This window comes from Streptomyces sp. NPDC087844 (assembly GCF_044742785.1).
GTDB lineage: Bacteria > Actinomycetota > Actinomycetes > Streptomycetales > Streptomycetaceae > Streptomyces.
On record NZ_JBIUVD010000014.1, the window covers coordinates 54,759 to 80,007 of the forward strand.

23 protein-coding genes are annotated in these 25,249 nt (G+C 70.0%); 12 read left to right on the forward strand and 11 right to left on the reverse strand.

The genetic code is table 11. From position 1 onward, the window contains the following. Positions 1-49: 49 nt before the first annotated feature. Positions 50-1,057 (reverse strand): beta-ketoacyl-ACP synthase III, encoded by a 1,008-nt coding sequence (locus ACIOKD_RS25525; protein ID WP_402088251.1) that lies wholly within the window; start codon positions 1,055-1,057, stop codon positions 50-52. A gap of 401 nt (positions 1,058-1,458) precedes the next feature. Here ACIOKD_RS25525 and ACIOKD_RS25530 point away from each other — a divergent pair, with 401 nt between their 5' ends. The 7 genes from ACIOKD_RS25530 (at position 1,459) to ACIOKD_RS25560 (ending at position 7,538) form a co-directional block, all read left to right on the forward strand. Continuing rightward, positions 1,459-1,707, forward strand: coding sequence for an acyl carrier protein (locus ACIOKD_RS25530; protein WP_402088253.1), 249 nt, complete (start codon positions 1,459-1,461; stop codon positions 1,705-1,707). Then, the gene (locus ACIOKD_RS25535; protein WP_402088256.1) at positions 1,704-2,942 is read left to right on the forward strand and encodes a beta-ketoacyl-[acyl-carrier-protein] synthase family protein; all 1,239 of its coding nucleotides are present in this window, start codon (positions 1,704-1,706) and stop codon (positions 2,940-2,942) included. The genes ACIOKD_RS25530 and ACIOKD_RS25535 overlap by 4 nt, the downstream gene beginning before the upstream one ends. 95 nt (positions 2,943-3,037) lie before the next feature. Continuing rightward, complete coding sequence (locus ACIOKD_RS25540) at positions 3,038-3,481, forward strand: DUF6041 domain-containing protein (protein WP_402088258.1); 444 nt, start codon at positions 3,038-3,040, stop codon at positions 3,479-3,481. 10 nt (positions 3,482-3,491) lie between these two features. Next, the gene (locus ACIOKD_RS25545) at positions 3,492-4,382 is read left to right on the forward strand and encodes a DUF6206 family protein (RefSeq protein WP_402088260.1); all 891 of its coding nucleotides are present in this window, start codon (positions 3,492-3,494) and stop codon (positions 4,380-4,382) included. Between the two features lie 10 nt (positions 4,383-4,392). Then, positions 4,393-5,175, forward strand: coding sequence for a 4'-phosphopantetheinyl transferase family protein (locus tag ACIOKD_RS25550; RefSeq protein WP_402088263.1), 783 nt, complete (start codon positions 4,393-4,395; stop codon positions 5,173-5,175). Positions 5,176-5,189: 14 nt separating this feature from the next. After that, entirely contained in the window at positions 5,190-6,452 is a 1,263-nt protein-coding gene (locus ACIOKD_RS25555) for a RedV protein (protein WP_402088265.1), read from the forward strand. A 354-nt stretch (positions 6,453-6,806) separates the two neighbouring features. Continuing rightward, positions 6,807-7,538 carry a response regulator transcription factor gene (locus ACIOKD_RS25560; protein WP_402088268.1) on the forward strand — a complete coding sequence of 244 codons (732 nt, stop codon included), beginning with the start codon at positions 6,807-6,809 and terminating at the stop codon, positions 7,536-7,538. Positions 7,539-7,585: 47 nt separating this feature from the next. Here the strand turns inward: ACIOKD_RS25560 and ACIOKD_RS25565 are convergent, their stop codons facing one another. The 4 genes from ACIOKD_RS25565 to ACIOKD_RS25580 all read right to left on the reverse strand — a co-directional run bounded on the left by ACIOKD_RS25565 (position 7,586) and on the right by ACIOKD_RS25580 (position 13,053). Continuing rightward, entirely contained in the window at positions 7,586-7,897 is a 312-nt protein-coding gene (locus tag ACIOKD_RS25565; protein ID WP_402088270.1) for a RedY protein, read from the reverse strand. Between the two features lie 67 nt (positions 7,898-7,964). Further along, on the reverse strand, positions 7,965-9,143 hold the full coding sequence (gene redW / locus ACIOKD_RS25570) for an L-prolyl-[peptidyl-carrier protein] dehydrogenase (protein ID WP_402088273.1): 1,179 nt from the start codon (positions 9,141-9,143) through the stop codon (positions 7,965-7,967). Further along, positions 9,140-12,115 (reverse strand): polyketide synthase, encoded by a 2,976-nt coding sequence (locus tag ACIOKD_RS25575; protein WP_402088275.1) that lies wholly within the window; start codon positions 12,113-12,115, stop codon positions 9,140-9,142. Before ACIOKD_RS25575 ends, redW begins: the two co-directional genes overlap by 4 nt. A 149-nt stretch (positions 12,116-12,264) precedes the next feature. Beyond that, complete coding sequence (locus ACIOKD_RS25580) at positions 12,265-13,053, reverse strand: BTAD domain-containing putative transcriptional regulator (protein WP_402088277.1); 789 nt, start codon at positions 13,051-13,053, stop codon at positions 12,265-12,267. Positions 13,054-13,063: 10 nt separating this feature from the next. Here ACIOKD_RS25580 and ACIOKD_RS25585 point away from each other — a divergent pair, with 10 nt between their 5' ends. Together ACIOKD_RS25585 and ACIOKD_RS25590 are read left to right on the forward strand one after the other, a co-directional pair. After that, a complete protein-coding gene (locus tag ACIOKD_RS25585; protein ID WP_402088279.1) occupies positions 13,064-13,279 on the forward strand; it encodes a hypothetical protein in 216 nt (71 codons plus the stop codon). A 306-nt stretch (positions 13,280-13,585) separates the two neighbouring features. After that, positions 13,586-15,223 (forward strand): amidase, encoded by a 1,638-nt coding sequence (locus tag ACIOKD_RS25590; protein WP_402088281.1) that lies wholly within the window; start codon positions 13,586-13,588, stop codon positions 15,221-15,223. Positions 15,224-15,311: 88 nt separating this feature from the next. On the opposite strand, the gene ACIOKD_RS25595 is transcribed toward ACIOKD_RS25590, so the two are convergent. Further along, positions 15,312-16,172 carry an NmrA family NAD(P)-binding protein gene (locus tag ACIOKD_RS25595; protein WP_402088284.1) on the reverse strand — a complete coding sequence of 287 codons (861 nt, stop codon included), beginning with the start codon at positions 16,170-16,172 and terminating at the stop codon, positions 15,312-15,314. A gap of 113 nt (positions 16,173-16,285) precedes the next feature. On the opposite strand from ACIOKD_RS25595, the gene ACIOKD_RS25600 reads away from it, so the two are divergent. After that, a complete protein-coding gene (locus tag ACIOKD_RS25600) occupies positions 16,286-16,999 on the forward strand; it encodes a TetR/AcrR family transcriptional regulator (protein ID WP_402088287.1) in 714 nt (237 codons plus the stop codon). A gap of 33 nt (positions 17,000-17,032) precedes the next feature. Here ACIOKD_RS25600 and ACIOKD_RS25605 read toward each other — a convergent pair whose 3' ends face one another. From ACIOKD_RS25605 to ACIOKD_RS25625, 5 genes are all read right to left on the reverse strand, one after another. Beyond that, complete coding sequence (locus ACIOKD_RS25605; RefSeq protein ID WP_402088289.1) at positions 17,033-18,460, reverse strand: cellulose binding domain-containing protein; 1,428 nt, start codon at positions 18,458-18,460, stop codon at positions 17,033-17,035. A gap of 82 nt (positions 18,461-18,542) precedes the next feature. Further along, a complete protein-coding gene (locus tag ACIOKD_RS25610) occupies positions 18,543-20,075 on the reverse strand; it encodes a beta-N-acetylhexosaminidase (protein ID WP_402088292.1) in 1,533 nt (510 codons plus the stop codon). A gap of 51 nt (positions 20,076-20,126) precedes the next feature. Then, a complete protein-coding gene (locus ACIOKD_RS25615; protein ID WP_402088295.1) occupies positions 20,127-20,966 on the reverse strand; it encodes a carbohydrate ABC transporter permease in 840 nt (279 codons plus the stop codon). Further along, positions 20,963-21,952 carry a carbohydrate ABC transporter permease gene (locus ACIOKD_RS25620; protein ID WP_402088298.1) on the reverse strand — a complete coding sequence of 330 codons (990 nt, stop codon included), beginning with the start codon at positions 21,950-21,952 and terminating at the stop codon, positions 20,963-20,965. The genes ACIOKD_RS25615 and ACIOKD_RS25620 overlap by 4 nt, the downstream gene beginning before the upstream one ends. Positions 21,953-22,020: 68 nt before the next feature. Beyond that, positions 22,021-23,277 carry an extracellular solute-binding protein gene (locus ACIOKD_RS25625; RefSeq protein WP_402088301.1) on the reverse strand — a complete coding sequence of 419 codons (1,257 nt, stop codon included), beginning with the start codon at positions 23,275-23,277 and terminating at the stop codon, positions 22,021-22,023. 313 nt (positions 23,278-23,590) lie between these two features. On the opposite strand from ACIOKD_RS25625, the gene ACIOKD_RS25630 reads away from it, so the two are divergent. Beyond that, the gene (locus ACIOKD_RS25630; protein ID WP_402088303.1) at positions 23,591-24,430 is read left to right on the forward strand and encodes a GntR family transcriptional regulator; all 840 of its coding nucleotides are present in this window, start codon (positions 23,591-23,593) and stop codon (positions 24,428-24,430) included. A 162-nt stretch (positions 24,431-24,592) separates the two neighbouring features. Further along, positions 24,593-25,177 (forward strand): TerD family protein, encoded by a 585-nt coding sequence (locus ACIOKD_RS25635; protein WP_402088306.1) that lies wholly within the window; start codon positions 24,593-24,595, stop codon positions 25,175-25,177. The last annotated feature ends 72 nt before the right edge of the window (positions 25,178-25,249 follow it).

Here is a 25,249-nt window from a genome sequence, read left to right on the forward strand (position 1 = left end):
TGCTCGTTCCGGTGCTCGTTCCTGTACTTGTGCGTGTGCTTGTGTGTGCTCACGCGCGGGCCGGGTCCAGGTCCGGCCAGGTCAGTACCGTGGACCCCCAGGTGAGCCCTCCGCCGAACGCGGTGAGCAGCATCCGCCCGCCCGGCCGCAACGCACCTTCGGTGTGTGCCTGGTCGAGGGCGAGGGGGATGGAGGCCGCCGCGGTGTTGCCGACCTCGGCGATGTTGCCGACACAGCGGTTCCTGGGAATCCCGAGGTCGTCGGCGACATGGTTGGTGATCCGGAGATTCGCCTGGTGACTCACCAGATGGTCGACGTCCCGCGCCAGCCAGCCCGCCCGGGCGAGAACCGTGCGGGCCGATCCGGTCATCCGCAGTACCGCGTGCCGGAAAACCTCCTTGCCCGACATGGTGAAGTACCGCTCGCCGGCGGCCGGTGCCAGCCCGGACAGGCGCTGGCGTGATCCGCCGGCGGGCACGGTGATCAGGTCCTCGCCCGCTCCGTCGCTCCCCAGATCGAACGGGCCGAGCGCGCCGGGCTCCGCCGGATCGCCCGAGCGCAGTACGACGGCTCCGGCGCCGTCCCCGAAGATCACGGCCGTGGACCGGTCCTGGGGATCGAGCAGGGTGGAGAACGTCTCCGCGCCGATCACCAGCACGCGGTCCGCGACGCCCGCGGAGATGAGCCCCGCCGCGGTCGCCAGCCCGTACACGAACCCGGTGCAGACGGCGGACACGTCGTAGGCGGCCGTTCCCCTCATCCCGAGCCGGGCGGCCACCACGGGGGCGGTCGCCGGGCAGGGGCGGTCCGGGGTGGTCGTCGCGACGAGCACCGTGTCCACGGTGGAGACGCCCGCGCTCTTGAGGGCTCTCTCGCCCGCCCCGACCGCCAGGTCGGAGGTGGCCGTGCCCTGCTCCGCGAAGTACCGCTGCTCGATACCTGTGCGTGAGCGGATCCATTCCTCGGAACTGTCCAGTCCGGCGGCCAGTTCGTCGTTCGGGACAGCCCTGGGCGGCAGGCAGCTGCCGACTCCCGTCAGCACGGCGGCCCGGCTCATCGGACACCGTCCCGGCCATGACGGCCGGGGCGGTCACCGGTGAGGTGTCGAGGTGTCGGTCGGTCGCGAAGACGTGCAACCACGCGAGTGCTCCTCGTCTTCCGGACGGCCATGTGTTCCGGACGGTCATGGGTGATGTCCGGGCCGAGTCTGGTCCGAGGGGCTGACCGATGGCTGACGAGGCACTGACCGATGGCTGACGCAGCATCTCCGTGTGGACGGGTGCCTGCCCGTCAGCGCGCGGTCAGTCATCGGTCAGCGGGCGGTCAGCCCGGTCGCCCACACTCGATGACGACCAGGACCTGTCCGGTCGGGCACGGCGAAGTGAAGCGGCGAAGTGACGCAGCGGTGCCTTGTGAGCGCCGGAAAGGCAGGGCGCATCGCATGGATGTGATGAACGCATGAGCGTGATGTACGGCAGGCTGGTCGATCTGCTGGTCGACCGTTTCGAGGTGGACCGCGCGGAGATCGGCCCTGACACCACGTTCGAGGACCTCGACATGGACTCCCTGTTCCTCGTCGAGCTGCTCCTCGTCGTCCAGTCCGACTTCGGTGTGCACGTCGGTGACGACGCCGCGTCTCCCGGGGACACGATCACCCAGGTCGCCGACCTGATCGAGCGCCTCGCGTCCGCCGAGGCCTCGGCATGACCATCTCCAGGTCACCTTCGCCGCCCATCGCGGTGACGGGTGTCGGTCTGGTCACCCCCGTCGGCATCGGCGCCGACGACACCTGGAAGGGCGTGTGCGCGGGCCGGTCCCCGGCGGCCAGGAACCCCTCGCTGGCCGGACTTCCCGTGGACATCTCCTGCACCGTGCCCGGCTTCTCCGCCCGCGAGCACGTGGGCCGGCGCAGCGCATTGGCACACGACCGCTTCAGCCAGCTCTGCATCACCGCGGCCCGTGAGGCGGTCGCCGACGCCGGGCTGGACCCCGGTACCTGGGACGGCGTCCGCGTCGGGGTCGTCGTCGGCTGCGGCCTCGGGGGAGTGACGACCTGGGAGACCCAGCACCGGCGGATGCTGGAGAAGGGCCCGGAAGCGGTCTCCGCCCTGCTGATCCCGATGCTCGTGCCGAACATGGCCGCCGGGCACCTGGCGATGGACCTGCACGCCAAGGGTCCGAATCTGGTCACGGCGACGGCCTGTGCGTCCGGCGCCACGGCGATCGGCACGGCCCTGCAACTGCTGCGCGACGGAAGCTGCGACGTCGTCGTCACGGGCGGCGCCGAGGCCGGGGTCAGCCCCCTGATGGTGACGGGTTTCGCGCAGATGGGCGCGCTGTCCAGGCGGCTCGACGCACCGTCCGCCGCCTCCCGCCCCTTCGACGCGGACCGTGACGGGTTCGTCATCGGCGAGGGCAGCGGCATGCTCGTCCTCGAACGCGAGGCGGACGCACGGGCGCGCCGGGCGACGGTCCGGGCGAGGATCGCCGGGTACGGGGCCTCCGCCGACGCGTACCACATGACCGCACCGGACCCCGAGGGCGCGGGGGTTCTGCGAGCGTTGCGCACGGCGCTGTCGGGAGCGGGCGTCACGCCCGGGGAGGTCGACCATGTCAACGCCCACGGCACGTCCACACCGCTCAACGACGCGGCGGAGGCCAAGGTGTTGCGAGGGCTCCTCGGCGAAGGTCCCGCGGTCACCTCCACCAAGGGGGTGACCGGCCACACCCTGGGAGCCGCCGGTGCGATCGAGGCCGCGCTGACCGTGCTGACCGTCGAGAACGGCACCATCCCCCCGACCGCCAACCTCGAACGGCAGGACCCCGAGGTCGAGTTGGACATCGTCGCCGGATCGCCCCGGGAACGGAAGGTGGAGGTGGCGGTGAGCAACTCGTTCGGCTTCGGCGGTCAGAACGCGGTGCTGGTGATCACGGCCGCCTGAAATCGGCGTACACGCGGACTGCGGATCGCACGGTCAATGGATCTCGTCCGAAAAAGCCCCGGCCGTCAGGCCACGACACCGGAAGACTCCATCGGGTGACCACACGAGACCTGATCCTCCAGCGCACAGTGGGCGTCCTCTACGTCATCGCCGGCATCGGCAAGTTCTTCCCGGAGATCGAGTCGGTCGAAGAGCGCCTCGACGGCGCCGCGGACGGCAACGACGGTGTCGCCGTCATCGGTCCCTTCACCGACTGGCTCGCCGCACACCCCACGGGCGTCACCGTGTTCGTCGCGGCGGCGATGGCCGTCAGCGGTGTCGTCCTGATCCTCGGCCGGGGCCTGGTCGTCGCCGCGCTCTACGGCCAACTGCTCATGCTGGTCTGCCTGGTCGTCGTCCTCGTGAGCAGCGTGCCGCAGATACTCGTGCTCGACGCCGCGTTCTTCGCCGCGGCCGTCTACCTCCTCGTGCGGCACCGGCGCACATCGTCCCCGTCCGCCGCGGCAACCACGCCGGCCAGGACGGACAACCAGAGCTAAGGGTCACGCCATGTCCTTCACCGTTCCGCACGTCGAACTCGCGCAGCTCGAAGACCGGGTTCAAGCCGCGCTCAGGACCATGGACGACAGTGCCCTCGATGTGCTCGGGTACGGCGAAGTCAGCCTGGTACTGCGGCTGGAGAGCGGTGACGGGGTGTTCGCCTGCAAACGGCTGCCGGTGTTCCCCGACCGCGGACGCTTCGAACGGTACGAGGAGGGCCTCCGCGAGTACCTGAGGAGGCTCGCGGACAACGGCCTCGACGTCGCGGACACCGGGCTGTGGCACACGCGGCTGCCGTCGGGGCGCATCACGGCCTACTGCGTGCAGCGCGAGCTGCCGCCGCACCGGTTGTGTTCCAGGCTTCTGCACACCGAGGACGACATCTGGGTCAAGGACTTCTTCTCCCGGTTCCTCGACCGGGTCGAGCGTGCCGTGGAGCCCACCCTCGGTCTGGACGCGCAGGCCGACAACTGGGTGGATGTCGGCGGTGAACTGGTGTACATCGATGTCACGACGCCTCTCATGCGGGACGCCCGCAACCGCGAACGACTGGACGTCCGGCTCTTCTTCAGCTCGCTGCCCTGGGTCCTGCGCGACGCCGTCCGTATCTCGATGACCAAGTCGATCTTCGACAAGTTCTACGAGACCCGCGGCGTCCTGCTGGACTTCCTCGGCAACCTGCACAAGGAACGGCTCCACGAGCTCGTCCCGGCGTTCCTCGAACAGGCCAACGCCCGCCTGTCCAGACCGATCACCGCGGAGGAGGTGGCCGCGTACTACCGCGACGACGCCCGGATGTGGGAACTCATCCAGCGGCTGCGCCAGGCCGACCGTTTCTGGCACCACAGGATCAGGCGCCGCACCTACCCGTTCCTGCTGCCCCCGCGCGTGGAGCGCTGAAGGCCCGGCGATGACCATCACCTCGCCGGACCGCGTCGCGGCCCGCAGCCTCGACGACAGCATGACGCTCGATCCCGCACGTCCCCTGTACGTCAGTCACGCCCGCGGCCCCCTGACGGTCGCCGTGGTGTCCATCGCCTGGCTGCGCGGACGCGACGAAACGGACCGCGTGCTGATCGGCGCCCGGCATCTGAGCGACGACGAGATCCAGCAGGCGGCACAACTGCGCCTGTTCAAGCGGCGCTTGGAGTGGCTGGCAGGACGTCTGGCCATCAAACACAGCGTGTGCGCCTATCAGCGGCGGCACGCCGGCACCTCGGTGCGCCCCCGCGACATCACGGTCGGCGTCGTCCCGGACGGGCTCCGCGCCGGAAAACCCGTCGTCGACGCCCGTGTCGAGGTGGGTCTGTCCCACTCGGTGGACTTCGCCGTCGCCGTCTGCGGGCCGCGTGCCGTCGGGATCGACGTCGAGCGCAGCCGCCAGGTGCCACCGCCGCTCGCGCAACTGCTCACGCAGTCCCCGGAGATCGCCGCGGATCCACGACTCGGGGGAGTGGGCGGCATGCCGCTCCCCCTGCGGTGGGCCTGCAAGGAGGCGGTGCTCAAGCACTTCGGCTTCGGCCTGCGGGTGGACAGCCGCGAGGTGCGGCTCACCCAGTGGTGGCCCGACGGCCGGTTCGCCTGGCGGGCAGGGCCGGAACTGCGCCGTCACGCGCCCGCGGCCGACGGTTCCCGTTTCGACAGCTGGGCCCGGGAAGTCGACGGATACGCCCTGGCGCTCGTGTGGCAGTGAGGAGAACGGACACCGTGACCGGTTCACCCACCTCGGCACCCCGGCCGCCCTCCGCGGCACGGCGAGTGCCCTTCGAACACGCTCTGCGTGAAGCGGCAGACATCGCCGCGCTCAGCCCGTCGTCGCACAACTGCCAGCCCTGGGGCGTCGCCTGGCCCTCCGGCCGTGGCGCGCGCCGGGCAGCGGAACGACTCGTCGAAGAGGCTCCCGCCGGCGGCCCCGAGGCCCCCGACAGCACCTCCGGTGAAAGCAGTACCGGTGGAGGTGACACGGACGAGTACGTGATCCTGGCCCTCGACCGGGAGCGTGAACTCACCTCCCTCCCCGCACACGCCGTCGAGATGCTGGTCAGCTGTGGCGCGTACCTGCAGATCCTGTTGCGCTCCCTGGCCCTCCAGGGCTGGTCGACGGACCGGATCCGATTCGTCGAACCGCTCGCCGACGGACGGACGCAGAAGGCCTACGACGCGTGTCGCCCACTCGGAGACACCTGGCCGAAGTCATGGTCGCCCCTGTGTGCGGTCCGGCTGCGCCGCACGGACGAGCCGGTCGGTACGCTCGCCGAACTCCGCCGCACCGCCCTGGCCCGACGGACCAACCGCGCGCCCTACCGCCCCGGTGCGGTCGAACCGGCCGTCCTGGACGGTCTGTCCGCCCCGTCGACCGGCGTCGCCGAGGACGCGGGCGTCACCGTCCGGCATCTCGTGGCCGACAGCGAGCGTGCGGCCTTCGCCGGCCTCGTGGCCCGCCACGGGGGCCGCGACTTCACTCATCGACAGGCCTGGCGCGAGACGTACTCGTTCGTGCGCCGGGACGAGGCCGAGGCACAGGCGCGTGGCGACGGCTTCCCCCTCAGCCAGTTGTTCGGGCCGCTGTCGACGCCACGGCGCCACGCACTGCGCCTCGCGCTGGCTCCCACCACGATGGGTGTGCTCCGCCACGCGGGTTACCACCGGGTGCTCGCCCGCCAACTCGCCCGCGTCGTACGGCCGACGCCGGCCATCGTCGCCATGGGTCTGGCCGACGCGCTTCCCGGTGTCGAGGCCACCGTCCGCGGCGGAGCCCGGCTGGCCGAATACTGGCTGCGGGCCACGGAGGCGGGGCTCGCGCTGCACCCCGTCAGCGTCGTCCTGCAGCACGACGACGTTCGAAAGGAGCTGCAGGACCGGCTGGGACTGCCGGGCCGCACCTTCTTCGTGAGCAGATTGGGGCACCCTCTCACGGGTTTCCCGCGGTCCCCGCGCCGGATAGGAGCCCGTGCCGTACGCACGATCTGACACGTCGCCCAAATGTCCCGTGAAATTCTCCTGGGCGTTGTCGGAACCAGCCATCAAATACCGGACACATAAGGCGTGAGGTTACTCGGTGGTAAAACGTCGAGGCATCCTCGGAGAGCCGTGAGTGTGTGCCTCCTGTGTTACCCTGCATATGCCATGCGGCCTCGATGTTGCGAGACCGATAAGCAGCGAAGGGTCTCCTGGAACACGCAGGGTCGCGTCAATCTCGGGGGAGGAACGAACCTTGCACTGCTCTCGGCGAACGGGCCTCAATGCCACTCATCGTTTCGCGTGGACGACCTACCTGATCACCGGGCGATGAGCGTCCACCGGCGGAGGCCGGGACATCGAGCCGTGCGGGACGACTGGTCGGCCTCTCCAGCTCATCACACGGCCCCCAGCGGTGGTGCCGGCCGCGGCATCCGGGTGCTGGTCTGCTGCGAGGGATCGATCGTGGGTGCCGGTATGCGGGCCCTGCTCGACCAGCAGCCCGACATCGCTGTCATCGGTTACTCGACCGGGACGGATTCGGAAGCCGTCGCCGCCGACTCGGCACCGGACGTCACTGTGGTGGTCGCCCCCGCTCTGACCATCGAGAACAAGCGTGAGCTGACCGCTCTCGCGGCACTGACCAAGGTCATCCACATCACGAAGGCCGAGAACGCCTGCCGTTCGATCGAGATTTTACGTCTCGGGGTCCGTGCCGTCCTCGCCCCCGACACCTCCGCCGACGAGCTGATCCATGTCCTGCGGACGGTCAGTGCGGGCAGTGCGATGGTCATCCCCGAGGCGGCCCGCAGGAGCCTCGACCACCTGCCGCAGCGTCCTGCCTCCGCGCTCGCCGCGAGCGTCGTGCCCTCGCTGACTCCACGGGAGACCGAGGTGATCGCCCTGCTCACCCAGGGAAAGTCCAATGCGGAGATAGCGGAGAAACTATCGGTTTCCACAGCGACCGTTCGCTCCCACGTTCACCATTTGCTGAGGAAACTGGGTGTCGGAAGTCGCGCCCAGGCCGTGGCCGTCGCCTACGAGACCGGACTCATGGCGGCCATTGAACAGAATTCAAAAGGATCGGGCCGGAGCTGACGAGCGCAAAGCAATACGCCTTTCGCCGCCGACGGCGCATCCGCTATTCACGCGCGATAGCCGTCTCCGATACGATCGCCCACCGTCTCGGACACGACCTCGGCCATCTGATCGAAGTCGGAGACCAGCTTTCGAAATGGCGGGCTCTGCATGTCGTGCTCGAAGTCCGCGAGGCTGGACACCTCGATGATTTCGACGTAGGCGAGGGGGGCGTCCCCGGCATGCACCCGCTGGACGCTGAACGACAGGACACTGGGCAGCTCGGGGCACGTGGCGTAGTCGACGTCCCGCACCCATGTCTCGAAGCGGTCCGGTGCCACACCGTCGAGCAGCCGGATGCGGTGAACGATGACGGTCATGGTGTACTCCGTTCCGGGCCGGACAAGGTGACCGGGCCGACGAGTGGTTGCCGGAGCAACCGGTGGGTCAGCGCCGCCCGGACCGGCGGCGGCTGCCGCTGAGCCCCAGCGCCCGGGCGATGTTGTTCTTCTGGATCTCGTTGGTGCCGGAGAAGATCCGTGCGGGCAGCGCGTCACGCAACAGCGTCTCGGCCTCCCCTTCGAGGACGCCGAGAGCACCGCGCACCTGAATCGCGTCGAGGCCCAACTGCACGGCGGCCTCGCTGACGGCCAGCTTCGCCAGCGCGGGAGCCACCTCGTCCTCGGAGCCCCGCGCCAGCCCCCAGGCGGCCCTGTAGAGCAGGAGCCGGGCGGACTCCAGCCGCAGGGTCATGTCGACGAGGCGATGGCCCACCGCCTGGAAACTACCGATGGGAGCGCCGAACTGCTCACGTTCGCCCGCGTACTCGACCGTCGACTCCAGGACACGCTGCATGGCACCGAGATAGGCGGCGAAGAGGCAGGTGCGCTCCCACTTCATGGAGGAGGAGAACACACTCGCCCCCGCGCCCCGGGCGCCGAGCACATCGGCCGAGGGCACCGCACACCCGTCGAAGTGGACGTCGGCCGTCGGGGAGCCCCGCAGACCGACCTTGGAGTAGGGCGGCCCCACGCTGAGCCCGGGCGTGCCCGCCTCGACGACGAACGCCGTCAGACCGAAGAAGCCACGGCCCGGCTCCGTCGCCGCCTGCACGACGAAGACATCGGCGACCGGCGCGTTCGTGGTGAAGCACTTGCTGCCGTGCAGCACATAGTGGTCGCCCCGGAACTCGGCGCGTGTACGCAGGTTCAGCGCGTCCGAACCCGCCTCGGGCTCGGTGATGGCATGCGCAGCGATGCGCTCTCCCGAGCCGAGCGCGGGCAGCAGACGCCGTTTCTGCTCCTCCGTACCGAACTCCACGATCGGCATCAGGGAAGCGAACAGGTGCGCCGCGACGGAGAAGGCGAAGCCCAGGTCCCAGGAGCCGTACCCCAGGGCTTCCATGACCGCTGACGCGGCGACCGCGTCCAGGCCGCTGCCCCCGTACCCGACAGGGACGACGCCACCGACCACACCCTGCTTGCCCGCGAGGAGCCAGCGCCTGCGGAAGTCGTCCGCGTCGAAGGCCGCACCGGTCTCCTCGCGCCGGCCGTCCAGCTCGCGCCGGGCGAACGCCACCGTCACGGCGCGCATTTCCTCGACGTCCGGGTCGAACTCGAAGTTCATCGTGATCCGTCCATGTGCTCTTCGTGCTCCTCGACGAGTACGTGATAGTTGATGCCGCCCGTGCCGAACGAGCTCACGGCAGCACGCCTCGGCTGCCCGGGCCGCTCGACCCACGAAGAGGGCTCGGTCGAGACCACGGCGGGAACAGCGGCCAGGTCGAGCGCCGGATTGAGGGTGTGCAGGTTCGTGTTGGGCGGCAGTGTCCGCGCCCGCATCGCGAGCAGCGTGCGCAGAAGTCCGGCGCTCCCGGCGGCGGCGAAGGTGTGGCCGTAGAACGACTTGGCCGATCCGATCTCCAGCGGACGGGTGCGCCCTGCCCCGCCGTAGACCTTCGCGACCGCGGCGATCTCCACCCGGTCCCCCACCTTGGTGCCGGTGCCGTGTGCCTCCAGGTAGTCGACCGCCGAGGGGGCGAAGTCGACCTGGGCGAAGGCCCGTTCCATCGCGCGTGTCTGTCCCGCGACATCGGGTGCGATCAGGGACTTGGCGTCGTTGGACGCTCCGACGGCCCGGACGAGGCCGAGGATCTCGTCGCCGTCGCGCAGCGCGTCACCGTGGCGTTTGAGCAGGAACAGACCGCAGCCGTCGCCCGGCGTGAAGCCGTCGGCGCCCGCGTCGAACGGCGCGTTCCTGCTGTGCGACAGCAGACCGAGCGCGGAGCACAGGACCATGTCCCGGGCGTTGCAGGCCAGCTCGACGCCGCCGGCGATCGCGAAGTCGGCGGCCCCCGCGCGGAGCGCGCCGACCGCCACGTCGATCGCCGCGAGGGAGGAGGCGCACGCCGCCTCCACGGCGAGTGGGACCGCGTCGAGCCCGTACTCGTTGGCGAGGAGGGCGGCGATCCCGCTGGCCAGGCAGCCGTCGAGCAGGTCCGGCGGTACGCCCTCGTCCGGCGGGCCCGTGTGCTCGCGCAGGGACGTGAGGAGCGACTTCCTCCGCAGCGGGGACAGGCCGCCGAGGGCGTCGAGACGGGCGACCGTGTCCTCCAGGTCCTGCAGCGACGACTCGGCGTTCAGGCGGCGTTCACGGGACAGGCCGAGATTGCTGCCGACGGCGATCAGTCCGCGACCGCCCGGTACGGACGTGCCGCGTCCGGCGAGGAGTTGTGCGGCGACACCGAGGGCCAGGCGCTGGGCGCCGTCCATGGAGGCGTGGCGCGAAGGCGATATCCGCAGACCGGGTGGGGGAGCGGCCGGGAGCGTCGTGTGACCGCCCTGGTCGGTGTAGCTGTGGGTGAGGCTCAGCGCGCCCGGGGCGTAGTACAGGTCCCGGTCGAGGACGGTCTCCGGGACCGGGCCGATCCGGCTGACACCCGAACGGTTGGCCTGCCAGAAGCTCTCCGCGTCGGATGAGTCCGCGAACCAACCCGCCAGCCCCACCACCGCGATCGGCTCGGTGTCCGACGCCGTGTTCCCGACCGCGTACCGGGCTGCGGGCCCGTCTCCGGGCAGCCGGGTCAGCCGGGTCGGCAGGGTCGGGCACACGGCTTCGGCGGTCGGCGCCCGGCCGTGCGGGTCCGTCCGGTCATGTTCTTCGCGTACGAGTCCTTCGTGTTCTTCGTGTTCTTCGAGTACGAGGTGGCAGAGCGTGCCGGTGAGGGAGGTGCCGTGCACGGTCGCCCGACGCGGGTGGCCTTCCTCGCCCGGCGGCCACGGCCGGCCCGCGTCGGCGTGCCGGAGCGGCGTGCCGGAGCGCTCGAACTCCGCCGCGTCGGCGGGCTCCAGCTGGGGCGGGATCCTGCGGTGGTGCAACGCGAGGGCGACCTTGCTGAGAGCGGCGATTCCCGCGTTGGCGAAGGTGTGTCCGAGCCGGTCCTTCACACTTCCGACGGCCACGGATGCGGCGGTACCGCCCTCGTGGAGCGCGGCGAGCGCCTCCAGCTCCGCGCGGACCTCGTGGGCGACACCGGATCCGACGCACTCGACGTACTGGATCGTCTCCGGGCGCACCGCCGCCGCACGCAGTGAGCCGACGGCCGTCGAGTGGCGAAGCCCGACGGACGGCGAAGTGGCGAAGGGGCCCGGGCGGGGGTCGTGGCGCAGCGAGCAGTCGAGGATCGTGGCGTAGATCCGGTCACCGTCGCGTACGGCGGTGGACAGGCGCTTGAGCAGGAGCGCCCCGACGCCCTCGCCGAGCACGAAGCCGGAGCCGGAGCCGGGACCGGAGCCGGAGCCGGAGCCGGAGCCGGAACCGGAGCCGGAACCGGAGCCGGAACCGAGGCCGGAACCGGGGCCTTCCGACGCGAAAGGGCGGCTCGCGGAGGAGAGGAGCCCTTTCGCGTCGAGGGCCCTGGCGAACAGCGGGCTCTCCCGGCGCTGCCCGGCGACGACGAGCACCGCGTCGGACAGCCGGCCGCGGAGATTGAGCACGGCCTGGGCGACACCCGCGTACGAGGTCGCGTCCGCGGACTCCATGGCCAGCGTCCTGCCGTGGAACTTGAAGGCCGTCGCGACGCGTGCCGGGATCGTGCTCGCCATCTCCCCGACCCGGTCGTGCGGGGAACCGTGCAGGCGCTCGGCCAGGAGCAGCCGCAGTTCCTCCACGGCTCGCCTCGCGCTGTCGGAGCCGGCGCCCGCGGAGAGGGCCGCGCGTTCGACCTCGCGGACATAACGACTCGCCTCTACGCGCAGCGCGTTGGCGTGCTGGCGGTCCAGGCCGAAGCAGGTGCCCGTGATGACATCCGTTCGCTCAACGGGCAGAGCGCGCTCGGGATGCCCCGCGTCCGCCAGGCACTGCCGGGCGGCCTCAAGCATGAGGATCTGCATGCGGGCCATGGAACGGGCCTGGGCCGGGGGAATCCCGAACCGTGCGACGTTCACTTCTATGTCGTCGAGGCCCGGGGCGGCACGGGAGACTTTCGCGGTGGGAGCTTCCTCATTCAGCAACTGCCAGTACTCTGCGGGGCCCTGCACACCCGGGTACAAGGCGGCGATACCCACGATCGCCACGGGTTCCGCCGAATCGAACCGCATGATGTCTGAACACTCCCGCTGGTTGGCCCGGCTGACGGTTCGAGAATTCCGTGAGAGCGGAAAGTCGGAGAACAGTGAATCCCGGAGGGGATGTACAGGGGATGTACAGGGGATGTACAAGCCGCAAGGAAGGCGCAGTCCCGCACGCGTCAGTTTCTGGCGGCCGCGGGCTCCCGCCGGCCTGGGATGACCGCGGAGGGGAGCGTCAGCGACGGGTCCTGGGCGAGGATCTCCGTGTGACGGCGCTGGAGCAGGGCGCCCGGCCGGACCCCCAGCTCCTCGTCCAGTCGCCTTCTGGCCCACTGGAACAGATCCAGGGCCTCGCCCTGCCGACCGGTTCGGTACAGCGCCAGCATGAGCAGTTCGCAGAACCGCTCGCGCAGCGGGTACCGGGCGACGAGCTGACGAAGCTCCGCGATCGCGCCCGCGTCGTCTCCCACGGCCAGATAGGCGCTGACCAGGTTCTCCCAGGCCGTGAGCCTTCGTTCGTCGAAGAGGGCGGCCGCGCCGCGGGCCCGCAGTCCGTCACCGGCGTCGAGCAGCGCGGGTCCCTGCCAGAGCCCGAGAGCCTGCTGCAGAAGCTCCAGTGAATGCTCCGGACGGACCGGCAACTCGGCGGCCCCTCGCGCGGCCAGTTCGAGAAACCTGTTGCTGTCGACGCACTCGGGCGGCACTTCGAGAAGGTAGCCGTTGTGCACGGCCCGCAGGACGGAGGCGCCCTGACGCTGCTGAGCCGAGCCGACGATCACCTTGCGCAGCCGGGTCGCATGCGCCTGTAACGCGTTTCGGGTGTTGCCCACCAGATGTCCGGACCACAGTTCCTCTGCAAGATCCTCATTCGACACGGCCCGGCCGGCTTCCAGCGCGAGAAGGGCGAGAAATGCCCGTACTTTGTTGGCACGTATGGTGTGATGCTTGCCGCTCATGCTGATGGACACAGGTCCCAGAATGTTGATCCGCAAACTGTTCCCCCGATGTGTGCTGCGCGATGTGCTGCTCTATGGAGAGACCGGCGTGAAAGTCGCGCTGTTCCAGAAAGCGCGGCCGAAATTGCTCAGGTTCAGTGTTTCAGCCCTGCTGGCGCATGTCATCGATCAGCCGGTCGATTTCCTCCGTACACGTGCGGTCGAGTCCTGGGGTGTGGTCGGATCAACCTTTCGTTGAGAAGGGCGGCGACGGGGGTCAACAGAAGGCGGACTGCGGTGGGAGGACGGGGAGCGGGACCTCGACGTTTGGACGAGTCCCAGCGGGGCGCGGCCGGTGCGGCATCGTCTCGATCCGGCCGGGGCCGAGACGGTCCTGGCCGACGACAGCTCCGCCTGGCACCGCGGCACGGTACGTCCGTCCGGCCCCCGCTACGGCAGAGGGCTGCTCCGGCTGTCCCCCGCTGCCGCATGGGGCTGCTCGCACCAGGAAAGCGGGGGACAGCCGGAGCGAGAAACGTCGGCCGCGCCTCTAGCGTTCTGGTGCATGACGTCCCAGGAGTCGCACGAAACGGACCGGACCGACACCCCCCGCCGCACCGTGCTCGCACTCGGCACCGCCGCGGCCGCCACACCCTTGCTCGGCGGGACACCAGCCCAGGCCCGTACCGCGAGCAGTACACGCCACGCGTCCGCCACGGCACCGCACGAACTGGGCATCGGCGAACTGCGCCGACGGATGGCCGACGGACGGCTCGACGTCGAACAGCTCACCCGCCACCACCTGGAACGCATCGAACGCATCGACCCCCTCCTGCACTCCGTGATCGAGGTGAACCCCGACGCGCTGCGCGAAGCCCGGCGCCTGGACGCCGAGGGCGACCCCCGGAAACCGCTGCACGGCATGCCCGTCCTGCTCAAGGACCTGGTGGAGACCGCGGACCGGATGCACACCACGGCCGGATCACTCGCCCTGCGGGGTCTGCGTCCGGCGGCCGACGCCACCGTCGCGGCCAGGCTGCGCGCGGCCGGTGCCGTCATTCTCGGCAAGACCAATCTGAGCGAGTGGGCGGGCGGCATGTCGCTGACCCACCACGCGGGCTGGAGCGCCCGAGGAGGGCAGACCCGGAACCCCTACAAGCTGGACCGGTCACCGAACGAGTCGAGCTCCGGCAGCGCGGTCGCCGCCGCGGCCGGCCTGTGCGTCGCCGCGATCGGTACCGAGACCAACGGCTCGATCATCGACCCTTCCTCGGCCAACTGCGTCGTCGGGGTGAAGCCGACCGTCGGACTGGTCGGCCGCGGCGGTGTCATCCCCGGCGTGCCGAGCCAGGACAGCGTCGGCCCGATCGCACGCACGGTCCGCGACGCCGCGATCCTGCTCGGCACTCTCGTCGGGGTCGACGACCGTGATCCGGCGACCAGGGCGAGCCGCGGCCACTTCCACCGCGACTACACCCGATTCCTCGACGCCGGCGGACTCAGGGGAGCGCGCATCGGCGTACCGCGAACGGTGTACTTCGGCTACAGCCACCACGCCGACGACATCGCGGAACGCGCGATCGCCACGCTGCGCGGGGCCGGGGCGACCGTGGTCGACCCGGCCGACATCCCGACCGCCGAGCAACTGGAGGACCTGCCCAGCTCGATGATCGTCCAGGCGTACGAGATCAAGCGCGCCCTCAACGGCTATCTGGCGGCTGCCCCCGGTGACCACCCGCGCGGCCTGGCGGAGTTGATCGCGTTCAACCGCGAACACGCCGACCGGGAACTGCGCTATGTGCGGCAGGACGGACTGGAGGCCGTGCACCGACTGGACTTCGGTGAACGCGAGTACCGGGAGGCGCTGGCCACCAACCACCGGCTCTCGCGCGCCGAGGGAATCGACGCGGTGCTGCGCCGGTACCGCCTGGACGCACTGGTGATGCCCACCACCGGGCCGCCCGCGAAGATCGACCTGATCCGCGGGGACAGTTACGGCGGAGGCGCTTCGACGCCCGCCGCCCTCGCGGGATACCCCGCGGTCAGCGTCCCGGCCGGCTTCGTGTTCGGCCTGCCCGTCGGGCTGACGTTCATGGGCACGGCGTGGAGCGAACCGGTCCTGCTCCGCCTCGCTTACGCCTACGGACAGGCCGGCCGGGTCCGCCGCCCGCCGACCTACCGACCGGCCGACGTCGGCTTCTGAGCAGGGGGTCCGGTCCGTGTAGTGCGGCGATTCCAATGTCGCCCGACGCACTCGCCGCGTGGAGTTTTGAACATGTACCTCCGGGGTGTCACAGGTGCTCGCGCAGGACCGTGCTCAGCGCGATGGGTTCCCGGCCGAGCAACGTGGCCAGCGTCGGGTCCACGGTGGCGAATTCTCCGGCGCGGGCCGCGGTGAAGACGCCGAGCAACTGGTCCGCCGTCTCGGCGGGCACCCCGTGACCGATCAGCTGCTGCCGGAACCGGTCGTCCGGTGCGGTGCTCCTCGTGAGGGAACGGCCGGTGACATCGGTGGCGATGCGGGCGATGTCGTCGAAGGTCAACGCCTGGCCCGCGGTGAGCGCAGGAGTGGGGCCGTCGAAGCGCCCCTCGTCGGCCAGCACCACGGCTGCCGCTTCGGCGAGGTCGGCGTGGGCGGTCCAGCTCACGGGCCCGTCCGCGGGGAGAGCGACCTGGCCGGACTGCAGGCCCTGGCTCAGGAACTGCATCGCGCTGGAGGCGTAGAAGCCGTTGCGCAGGGAGGTGAACGGCACGCCGCAGGCCCGCAGCGCATCCTCGGTGGCGGCATGGTCGCGGCAGGGCTGGAAGCGCGACGAGGCGTCGGCTCCCATGTGACTGGTGTAGAGGATGCGGCGGGCACCGGCGGCCACGGCGCCGTCTATCGCGGCGCGATGTCGCCGTACGGCCTCCTCGCCCATCTTGTCGACGGAGACGATCAGTACCTGGGCGGCGCTTTCGAAGGCGTGGGCAAGGCTCGCGGCGTCGGTGAAGCTGCCCTGCCGGACCCGTACCCCCTGCTCGGCGAACGTCTTCGCCTCCGCCTTCAGCGGATCGCGGACGCTGACGCCGATCCTGTCCGCCGGTACGAGGGTGAGCAGTCGCTCGACGATCTGGCGTCCGAGCAGTCCGGTGGCTCCGGTGACGATGATCATGTGGGGCTCCAATGGTGGGGTTACGTGATGGCACGAGGATGCGTTCCAGTGGAAACAGATTTAGCGTATCACTGATATTAACGCTGGAAACGCAAGTGCGGTATCGTTGATATATGCCATCACATGCACGTGCCGGGGACGGGGCCGTCGTCGAGACCAGGCAGCGCGTCATCGAGGCCGCCGCCGACCTGCTCGCGCGCGAGGGCCGCGACGCCGTCACCACACGCGCGGTCGCGGTCGCGGCGGGCTTGCAGCCGCCGGCCATCTACCGGCTGTTCGGCGACAAGGACGGGCTGCTCGAAGCAGTCGCCGAACACGGCTTCGCGACGTTCCTCGCGGCCAAACACGTCGACCCCGACCCGCAGGACCTCATCGAGGACCTGCGGGCCGGGTGGGACCTGGCGGTCGAGTTCGGTCTGGCCCATCCCGCGCTGTACACGCTGATGTACAGCGAGCCCACAAGGGCGACATCGGCCGCGTTCAAGGCCGGCATGGAGATCCTGATGGGCCGTATCAGCCGCCTTGCCGCCGGTGGCCGCCTCCGTGTCGACGAAGAGCTCGCGGCCATGCTCATCCACGCCACGGCACGCGGCGCGGTGCTCACCTGGCTGTCCCTGACCGTGGACCGGCGCGACCCCGCTCTGCTGACCGTTCTTCGGGAGTCCATGGTCACCGCCGTCACCAACGAGGAGCCGGCCGTGCAGGACGTGGGCCCGGCCGGCGCCGCCCGTGCCCTGCGCGCCACGCTGCCCGAGCAGTCGACCCTCAGCGGAGCGGAGCAGCAGCTGCTCAGGGAGTGGCTGGACCGTCTCGCCTCCGACGGCTGACGAGCCGTCGGAGGCCAGGGCCCGGGCGGGCGGTCAACTGCCGGGCACGGTGTCCTGGAAGGTGGTGCCCGCGCCGCGGTAGGCGTTCAACCTCGTGGTGACCTGCGCCGGTGTGAGGACCTGGTCCTTCACATGCAGGACGTAGTCGACCTGCTGGTCGTACGCCCGCGCGGTGGTGCTGGTCTGGCCCGCGAGGTCGATCAGCCACTGGTTGAAGTTGATCGACATCGGCCGCTCCGGCAGATACGCGGAGCCGTGCGTACCGAAGAGCTGCCCGTCGATGTAGTACTTGATGCTGTTGTTGTCGATGGTCAGCACCAGGTCGTGCCAGCCGCTGAAGCTCCGCCTCGCCTCGGTGTGCTCGTTGACCGCCACCCACGGCTCGGCCTGGTAGGTCTCCCAGGACGTCGTGTAAAGGATGTTCGACGGCTCGCCCCAGCCGCCGTTGGGCAGGTACTCGAAGTCGTACTCGGAGTAGTCGTCCGCCAGCGGTGCCTTGAGGTCGTTGATGGTGAAGAACGTCTGGACGAGGCGGTCGCCGTCCGGGCCGTACTTGGGCGCGTCGTTGAACCGGACCCGTGCCGCGTAGGTGCCGTTCTTGAACTTCGTCGCCTTGGTGAGGACCTCGGTCTGCCTGGTGCTCGCCGCGGTGCCGGCGGTCGAGGTCTCCAGGTTCATGATGGAGTTGCCGCCCGTGGTGGCGAAGGTGACCTTCTCCGGCGCCCAGGTGGCGCCGGGCACGCCGGGGCCGCCGGAGTTGGCGCGTACGTTCCAGCCGTTCGCCGAGATCCTCGGGTCGCTGTAGCCGCTGTAGTTGAAGTCGTCGAACAGCGTGGCGGCGTCGGCCGGAGGATCGGTCGGCGGGTCGGTGGGCGGATCCGTCGGCCCGTTGCCCGCGGGCGCCTGCCCCCACACGGTGGCGCCGCCCAGCTGCGCGGTGACCTTGGACCAGTCGCCGTACGAGGTCTGGGAGGCGCCGAAGGAGTAGTCGTCGCTCTGGTTCAGTGACGCCCAGGTCGACTGGTGGAAGCGCAGTTGCAGGTCGCCGGTGTCGGCGCCGGGGGCGAGTGAGCCGGCCCCCGAGGTGAAGCCGATTTCGAGATAGCGGTCGGCTGTGGCGGTCGGGTCGGCGAGTGTGCCGAAGGTGCCCGTGACGTTGGCGCAGCCCTTGACGGCCCAGGAACAGGCGAAGCGATAGGTGGCGCCCGCGGAGTCGGCCTTGAAGTAGTACCGGACCCTGACGCTGCTCAACTGCACAGTCGCGGTACCGGTGTTCTTCACCTTGAACCACGGTTCGGCCTGGTCGGCGCCGGCTCCGGTGGCGCTCGTGCGGTACTGGACGCTCAGTCCGTCGGCGGCAGCGCTCGCGGTGGCCGGGAGTGCGGTGAGCGCGGCGGCGCCCATGGCCACGGCGACGGCGGTGTGTGCGGTGGCGCGCAGCCGGTTCTTCGCGGATCTCATGGTGGTTCCTCTCCAGAAAGGTGGGGGTGATTCCCGGAAACGGACGGGTCGGTGGAGGGATGGGTTGGGGTAGGGGGTGAGGTCAGGGATGGTGGTGGACGTCGAGTGCGTCCAGCCGGGCCATGTGCCCGTCGAGCCGGGACCGGAAGTCGGACCAGTCGGTGGCGCCGCTCCAGCCGCGGTCGGCGAGGGCGCACAGCCGTGGATAGGTGAGGTGTTCGATGTGCGCGGGCGTCGTGACGAACTCGGTCCACAGCTGGGCCTGTGTACCGATCACCCGCCCGGCGGCTTCGGCGTCGGCGTTCGCGGGCACCGGGTCATGGGCGTGGACGGCGCGCAGATCGACGACGGCTCCCGGCTGGGCCGGCGGCTCCTTCGGGTCGTCGCACTGGGCGTGGTCGAGGTAGGTGGCCCGGTGGTGGGCGTTGATGACGGAGTGGCCGCGGCGGGCCGCCGTCAGGGTGTGGGCCGGGTCGCGCCACGTCATCACCGTGAACGCGGCGGGCAGTTCGGTTCCGGTCTCGGCCCAGCCGACCGGCCTGCGCCCGTTCCTGACGACATGCTCGCCGATCCGCTTGAGGAACCAGCCGTGCAGCGCCTCGGGACTCGACAGGCCCTGCGCCGACGCTCGTTCCCGTGCGGCGGCGCTGTGCGTCCACTCGCCGGTCGGGCACTCCTCGCCGCCGAGGTGGATGTACGGCGACGGGAAGACGTCCATGACCTCGTCGAGGACGGTTCGGCAGAAGTCGAGGACCTCGTCGTGGACGCCGAGGACGGTGTCGCACACACCCCAGCGCGTCCACACGTCGAGGGTGCGCTCAGGGAGGTTGCCCAGGGAGGGATAGGCGGCGAGGGCGGCGCGTACATGCCCTGGCATCTCGATCTCCGGCACGACGGTGACACCGCGCGCGGCCGCGTACCGGACCAGGCCGGTCAGTTCGCCCCGCGTGTACGCCCCACCGTGCGGGATTCCGTCGTACGTGCCGCTGCCGGCCGGGCCCTGCTGTGACTCGGCGCGGTGGCCGCCGATCTCGGTGAGCTTGGGGTGGGCGGCGACCGGCATGCGCCAGCCCTGGTCGTCCGTGAGGTGCAGATGGAAGACGCTGATCTTGTGCAGGGCGAGCAGGTCGACGTACCGGCGCAGATAGGAGACGGGCTGGAAGTGGCGTGCCACGTCCAGCATCGCGCCGCGCCAGGGGTGACGTGGGACGTCGGTGATGTCGGCGCACGGCAGCGGCCACCGGGTGACGCGCTGCGGGTCCGCCGACAGGGCGGCCGGGGGCAGGAGTTGGCGGACCGTCTGGATGCCGCGGAGCAGGCCGGTGGGGTGCGCGGCGCGCAGCAGCACGGTGTGCGGGTCGACGGTGAGTTGGTATCCCTCCTCGCCCAGCTCACCGGGACCGGGGTCGAGTGCCAGGGTGAACTGCCCCTTCGTGGAGGGTCGCAGGGGCAGCCCGGTGGCGGGGGCGAGCAGGGTGCGCAGCAGTTCCGCGGCGGGTTCGGCGCCTTCGCCGATCCGCAGCGCTGTGTCGGCGTCGAGCGTGAAGTGTCCTGGCCGGAGCGTGGCCTCGGTGGGGCGGGGGACGAGGGTGGGCGCGGGCGGCTGTGTGGGCACGGATCGCCTCCGGAGCTGGTGCACGGGGAGCACAGGGGGGAGTGGCGGGGGTCAGCCCTTGACCGCGCCGGCGGCGAAACCGGACGTGACATGGCGTTGGAGCAGCAGGAACACCACGAGAGCCGGGGCCGCGAAGAGGGTCGAGGCGGCCATGGTGGCGCCCCAGTCGGTGCCGAAGACGTTCTGGAAGGAGGACAGCCACACCGGCAGGGTGCGGTTGTCCTGCTGTTTGATGATGAGGAAGTTGGCGTAGGCGAACTCGTTCCAGGCGGTGATGTAGCCGAAGAGCGAGGTGGCCATGAGCCCCGGTGCCAGCAGCGGCAACGCGATGTGCCGGAACGCGCCGAGCCGGGTGCAGCCGTCGACCTGCGCGGACTCCTCCAGCTCCGGCGGGATCGTGCCGATGAAGCCGCGCAGGACGATGACCGTGAACGGCAGGGTCATCATGAAGTAGACCAGGGTCAGGGTCGGCAGCCGGTCCAGCATGCCGGTGTCCCGGGAGATGATGTAGACCGGGATGATCAGTGACTCCCAGGGCGCCATCTGGGCGATGAAGACCATGAGCATGAACTGCCGGCGCCCCTTCCACCTCATCCGCGCCACCGCGTAGGCGGAACCGAGCGCGATGACGAGGGAGAGCAGGACGGCGCTCAGTGTGACCAGGAGGCTGTTGCGCCAGAACAGGCCGAAGCCGTCGGCGCCGACAGCGGTGCGGAAGTGGTCGAGCGTCCACGTCCGGGGGACGAGTCGTGGACTGTCGGACTGGATGTCGCGCGCCGGGGTGAACGCGGTCGCGACCATCCAGTAGACCGGGAACAGGCAGAGCGCGACCGTGACGACGGCGGCGGTTTTGAGGGGGATGCGGCGCATACGGGGCCGGGTGGTGCTCATGCGAGCTCGTCCTCCTGGCGGAACATCTGGCGGAAGTAGAGGACGAGCACGCCCGACATCAGCACGACGGTGACCATGGAGGCCGCCGACCCGAGGTCGTAGCGCTGGCTCGACAGGGCGGTCTGCACCGCGTACACGGGCAGGATCGTGGTCGCGTCGCCGGGGCCGCCGTTGGTCATCACCCAGATCTGGACGAACGCCTTGAACGTCCAGATCACTTCGAGCGAGAACACCAGCAGGAAGATCGGCCGCACGACCGGGAAGGTGAGGGAACGGAAGATCCGTGTCCCCGACGCCCCGTCGAGCCGCGCCGACTCGTACAGCTCGACGGGGACGGTGGTGAGGGCCGAGTACAGGGTGATCGCCGCGAAGGGCACGGACTGCCACACGATGAGCGCGACCAGGATGGCGAAGGCGGCCGGTCCGTGCGCGAACCAGGCGTAGCGGTCGAAGGACGTGAACCCCAGGTCCGTCAGCACCGCGTTGACGATGCCGAACTCCGAGTGGAACAGCCACTGGAAGACGGTGGTCGCCGCGATGACGGGCATCGCCCAGGTCAGGACGAGTGAGCTGAGGACCGCGGTCCGGCCGAAGCGGCCCAGCCGTTCGATCATCAGCGCGACCAGCGTGGACAGCACCATGATCAATGCGACGTTGACCGCCATGAAGAGGAAGGTGCGGCGCACGACCTCCCAGAAGCGGCTGTCGCCGAGCAGCGTCCCGTAGTTGTCGAGTCCGACGAACCGCGCGTCGCCCAGGATGAGTTGACGCAGGCCGAAGTCCTGCAGCGAGATCACCACGGCGCGGACGAGGGGGTGGACGAGCAGGTAGAGCGTGCCGAGGACGGCGGGTGCGATCAGGACGTACGGCCAGACGCCGGGCCCGCCGTCCTTCGACGGGCGGCGCGGTCCTGAGCCGGGGGAGCGCCGGGGGCGCCCGGCGTTCGGTGGGAGATGGGGCGCGGTCTGCTCTCGGACGGCCGTCACGGCACACTTCCTCCAGCGCGGCACCGGCGCGGACAGCCGGTGCGAGGACGGTTCGGGGGCCGGCCGGTTCAGGTGCCGGAGTTCATCGCCGTGGTGACGGCCTCGGACGCCCTGGCGGCTTCCTTCCGCGCGTCGCCGCCGGTGAGCACGGCGGTCAGATAGTCCTTGATCGGGTTCTTGGCCTCGACGGCGGCCCAGCCGGGTGTGTTGGGCGTGGCCCGGCCTTCGGCGGCGCCGACCGCCATCGCCGAGGCGCCCGGGTCGGCGGCGACCGCGTCGGACAGCGTGGTCTTGTTCGGTACGTAGCTCATGGCGACGGCGAGCTTCTTCTGCCAGGTGTCCCCGGTGAGTTCCCTGACGAAGGTGTAGGCCGCGTCCTGTTTGGCGGAGGCCGTGGGGATGACGAGGTCCGAGCCGCCGGTGAAGACGGCGCCGGGGGTGTCGGCGGTCTTCCCCGGGATCGGGAAGAAGCCGAGCTTGTCCTTGAGCGCGGGGTTGTTCTCCACGACCGTGTTGGCGCCGCCCGGGGACGAGACGATCTGGGCGACCTTCCCCTTGGCCATCACGTCCGCCTGCGGAGGATTGGCCTCGTCGGAGTCCTTGGGGCCCCTGCCGAGCGACTGCAGCTTCTTGTAGAACTCCATGCCGCGGATCGCCTCGGGGGTGTCCAGCGAGCCCTTCCACCTGCCGCCGGACTCGGTGGCGAGGTCGCCGCCCTCGTCCCAGACGAAGCCCGCGAAGGTGTACCAGTTCTGTCCGGGCAGGTAAATGCCTTGCGTACCACCGGAGTTCAGCCTTCTGGTGGCGGTGATCCACTGGTCGCGGGTCTTGATCTCGGCCGGGTCGACGCCTGCCTCCCTGAAGAGGTCGGTGCGGTAGATGACGACGCGGTTGGCGGCGTAGTACGGGATGCCGTACTGCTTGCCCTCATGGGCGCCGGGCTCGGCGAGGCCCTTGAGCCAGTCCTCCCCGCCGAGTTCGCCGACCTTGTCGCTGAGGTCGAGCAGGCCCCCGCTCTGCGCGAACTGGGCGACCTGGGTGTTGCCGGTCTCGATGACGTCGGGTGCGTCGCCGCTGGCGAGTGCCGCCGTGACCTTCTCGCCGATGCCGTCCCACTCCTGGATCTGGACCTTGGCCTCGATGTCGGGGTGAGCGGCCTCGAAGCTCTTGACGAAGTCCTTCTGGAACCGGTCCGAGACGCTGTCGCGCATCAGCCAGACATCGATGGCGGTGCTCCCGTCGGAGGCGTCGGAAGAACTGCTGCAGGCACTCAGCCCGGCGGTCACGACGAGCGCGGACACACCGGCGAACAAGCGGAGCTTCACGGTTCACCTCTGGAGGACATGAGCAGACCACCTGACCAGTGAAGCCCACTGGACAGCTCACCTCTCGATGCGGGGATGAAACTGGCATAGACCAATCAGCGGCGTCAACCCCTTGTGCCGCATGGGTTGTTGGCGTCCGGGCAGGGCAATACCCGGGTGTCGGGCCATGGGCAGCGGTTACACTTCGCCCGACCAGGAGTGACACTGCGTGCGACAACTGGTCAACTGGTAAAGGGGATGTCGCGCACGACAGCATGAGGGACACAGCATGGGGGAGTGGAATGAGGGGGAGCAGCATGTGGGTGGGAGCGGCATGAGGGAAGACGCGTCGGGTGCGGTACTGAAACGGGAGCGGGTCCGCGACTTCGTCCTCGACCTCGTCGAGTCACGCAGCCCGGGTGACGCGATTCCCTCCGAGCGCTCCCTGTGCGCCCGTCTGGGAGTGTCCCGCCCGACCCTGCGCGCGGCGGTCGACGAACTCGTGGCCGCGGGCCTCCTGGTGCGGGAGCACGGCCGGGGCATGTTCGTCGCACCCGAGAAGATCACCCAGGAACTCGTCTCCGGACAGCGGACCATGACGGCACCTCAGGCCTCCGGGGCGTGGTCGAGCCGCCTGCTGGAGTTCACCACCTTCGCGGCCGGCGCGCGCGTGGGCCGCAAACTGCGGATGTCACCCGCCGCCGAGATCGTGTACGTGGCACGGCTGCGCCTCGTCGACGGCGCCCCGATGGCCATCGAGCATCTGCACATCAGAGCCGATCTGGTCCCCACCCTGTCCGCCCGGGAACTGGAAGCGGGGGACCTGTACGAGCATCTGCGCGAACAGCACGGCGTACACGTCCAGGAGGCCGTGCAGGCCATCGAGCCGACCGTCGTCACCCGCGCCGAGGCCGAACTGCTCGACGTTCCCGAACTGTCCCCGGCGCTGCTCTTCGAACGGCTCACCTCGGACACCACCGGCCGACCCGTCGAATACGTCCACTCGATCTACCGCGGCGACCGCTACCGCATCGTCTCCCGCCTCACCCTCGACCCCTCGGCGGCAGAACCACCGACCCGTCTCGGTCACCACCCCGGCATCCCCCCGGGCGACTTCGCCCACCGCGAGACCATCGCGTCCTCCACGCGGGGGGACATCCAGACGGGGCAGTGAGATGTCCCGCGGTGAGGGGACGGATCGCCCGATGGGCGCATCGGGGCGCCTGTGACCCGAGCGGGGCGGGGATCTGGTGATTCGTGTGGGTCCCGGGCTATGTGGTGTGACACGAGGGAGGCACACTGCATACAGGCATTCTCACGATCAAGAGGAACAGGCATGATCACGCTTACGAAGGAAGACGGCCCGGCGGATCTCGACGGAGTGACTCATCTGTCGATCGGGGTGTCCTGGGACCCCACCGTCGGCAGCAGCGGCGGACTGATGGGCAAGCTGCGCCAGAAGACCGGCACGGACCTCGACCTGATCGCCATCGCGATGCAGGGCTCGGACCCGGTCCGGCTGGCAGGTCTGGACTCGCTGGACCCGCTGGGCAACGGCTCGCTGGTGCACACCGGCGACAACCAGACCGGCAAGGGCGCCGGTGACGACGAGACGGTGACCGTCGAGTTCGCCCGTGTCCCGACGAACATCACCTCGATCGTCTTCGTCGCCGCCGCCTACAAGAAGGGCAGCTCCTTCCAGAAGGCGCGGAACATCAGCTTCAAGGTGTACGACGCCAGCGGCGGCAGCACGCAGCAGGTCGCGGACGTCTGGCCGAGTCTCCTCAGCAACGACAACGGCTGCGCCGTCGCCAAGGCGATCCGGGTCGGCGGGGTCTGGAAGCTGCAGGTGATCAACGAGACCGGGAAGATCAAGCAGGGCGACGAGCAGGCCCTGATGCGCTTCGCTGCGAGCAAGTAGGTCACACGAACGCGAGCGCACAGAGGCGGGACGGGGCGGGACCGGGGCACGTGCCGGTCCCGCCCCGCCGTG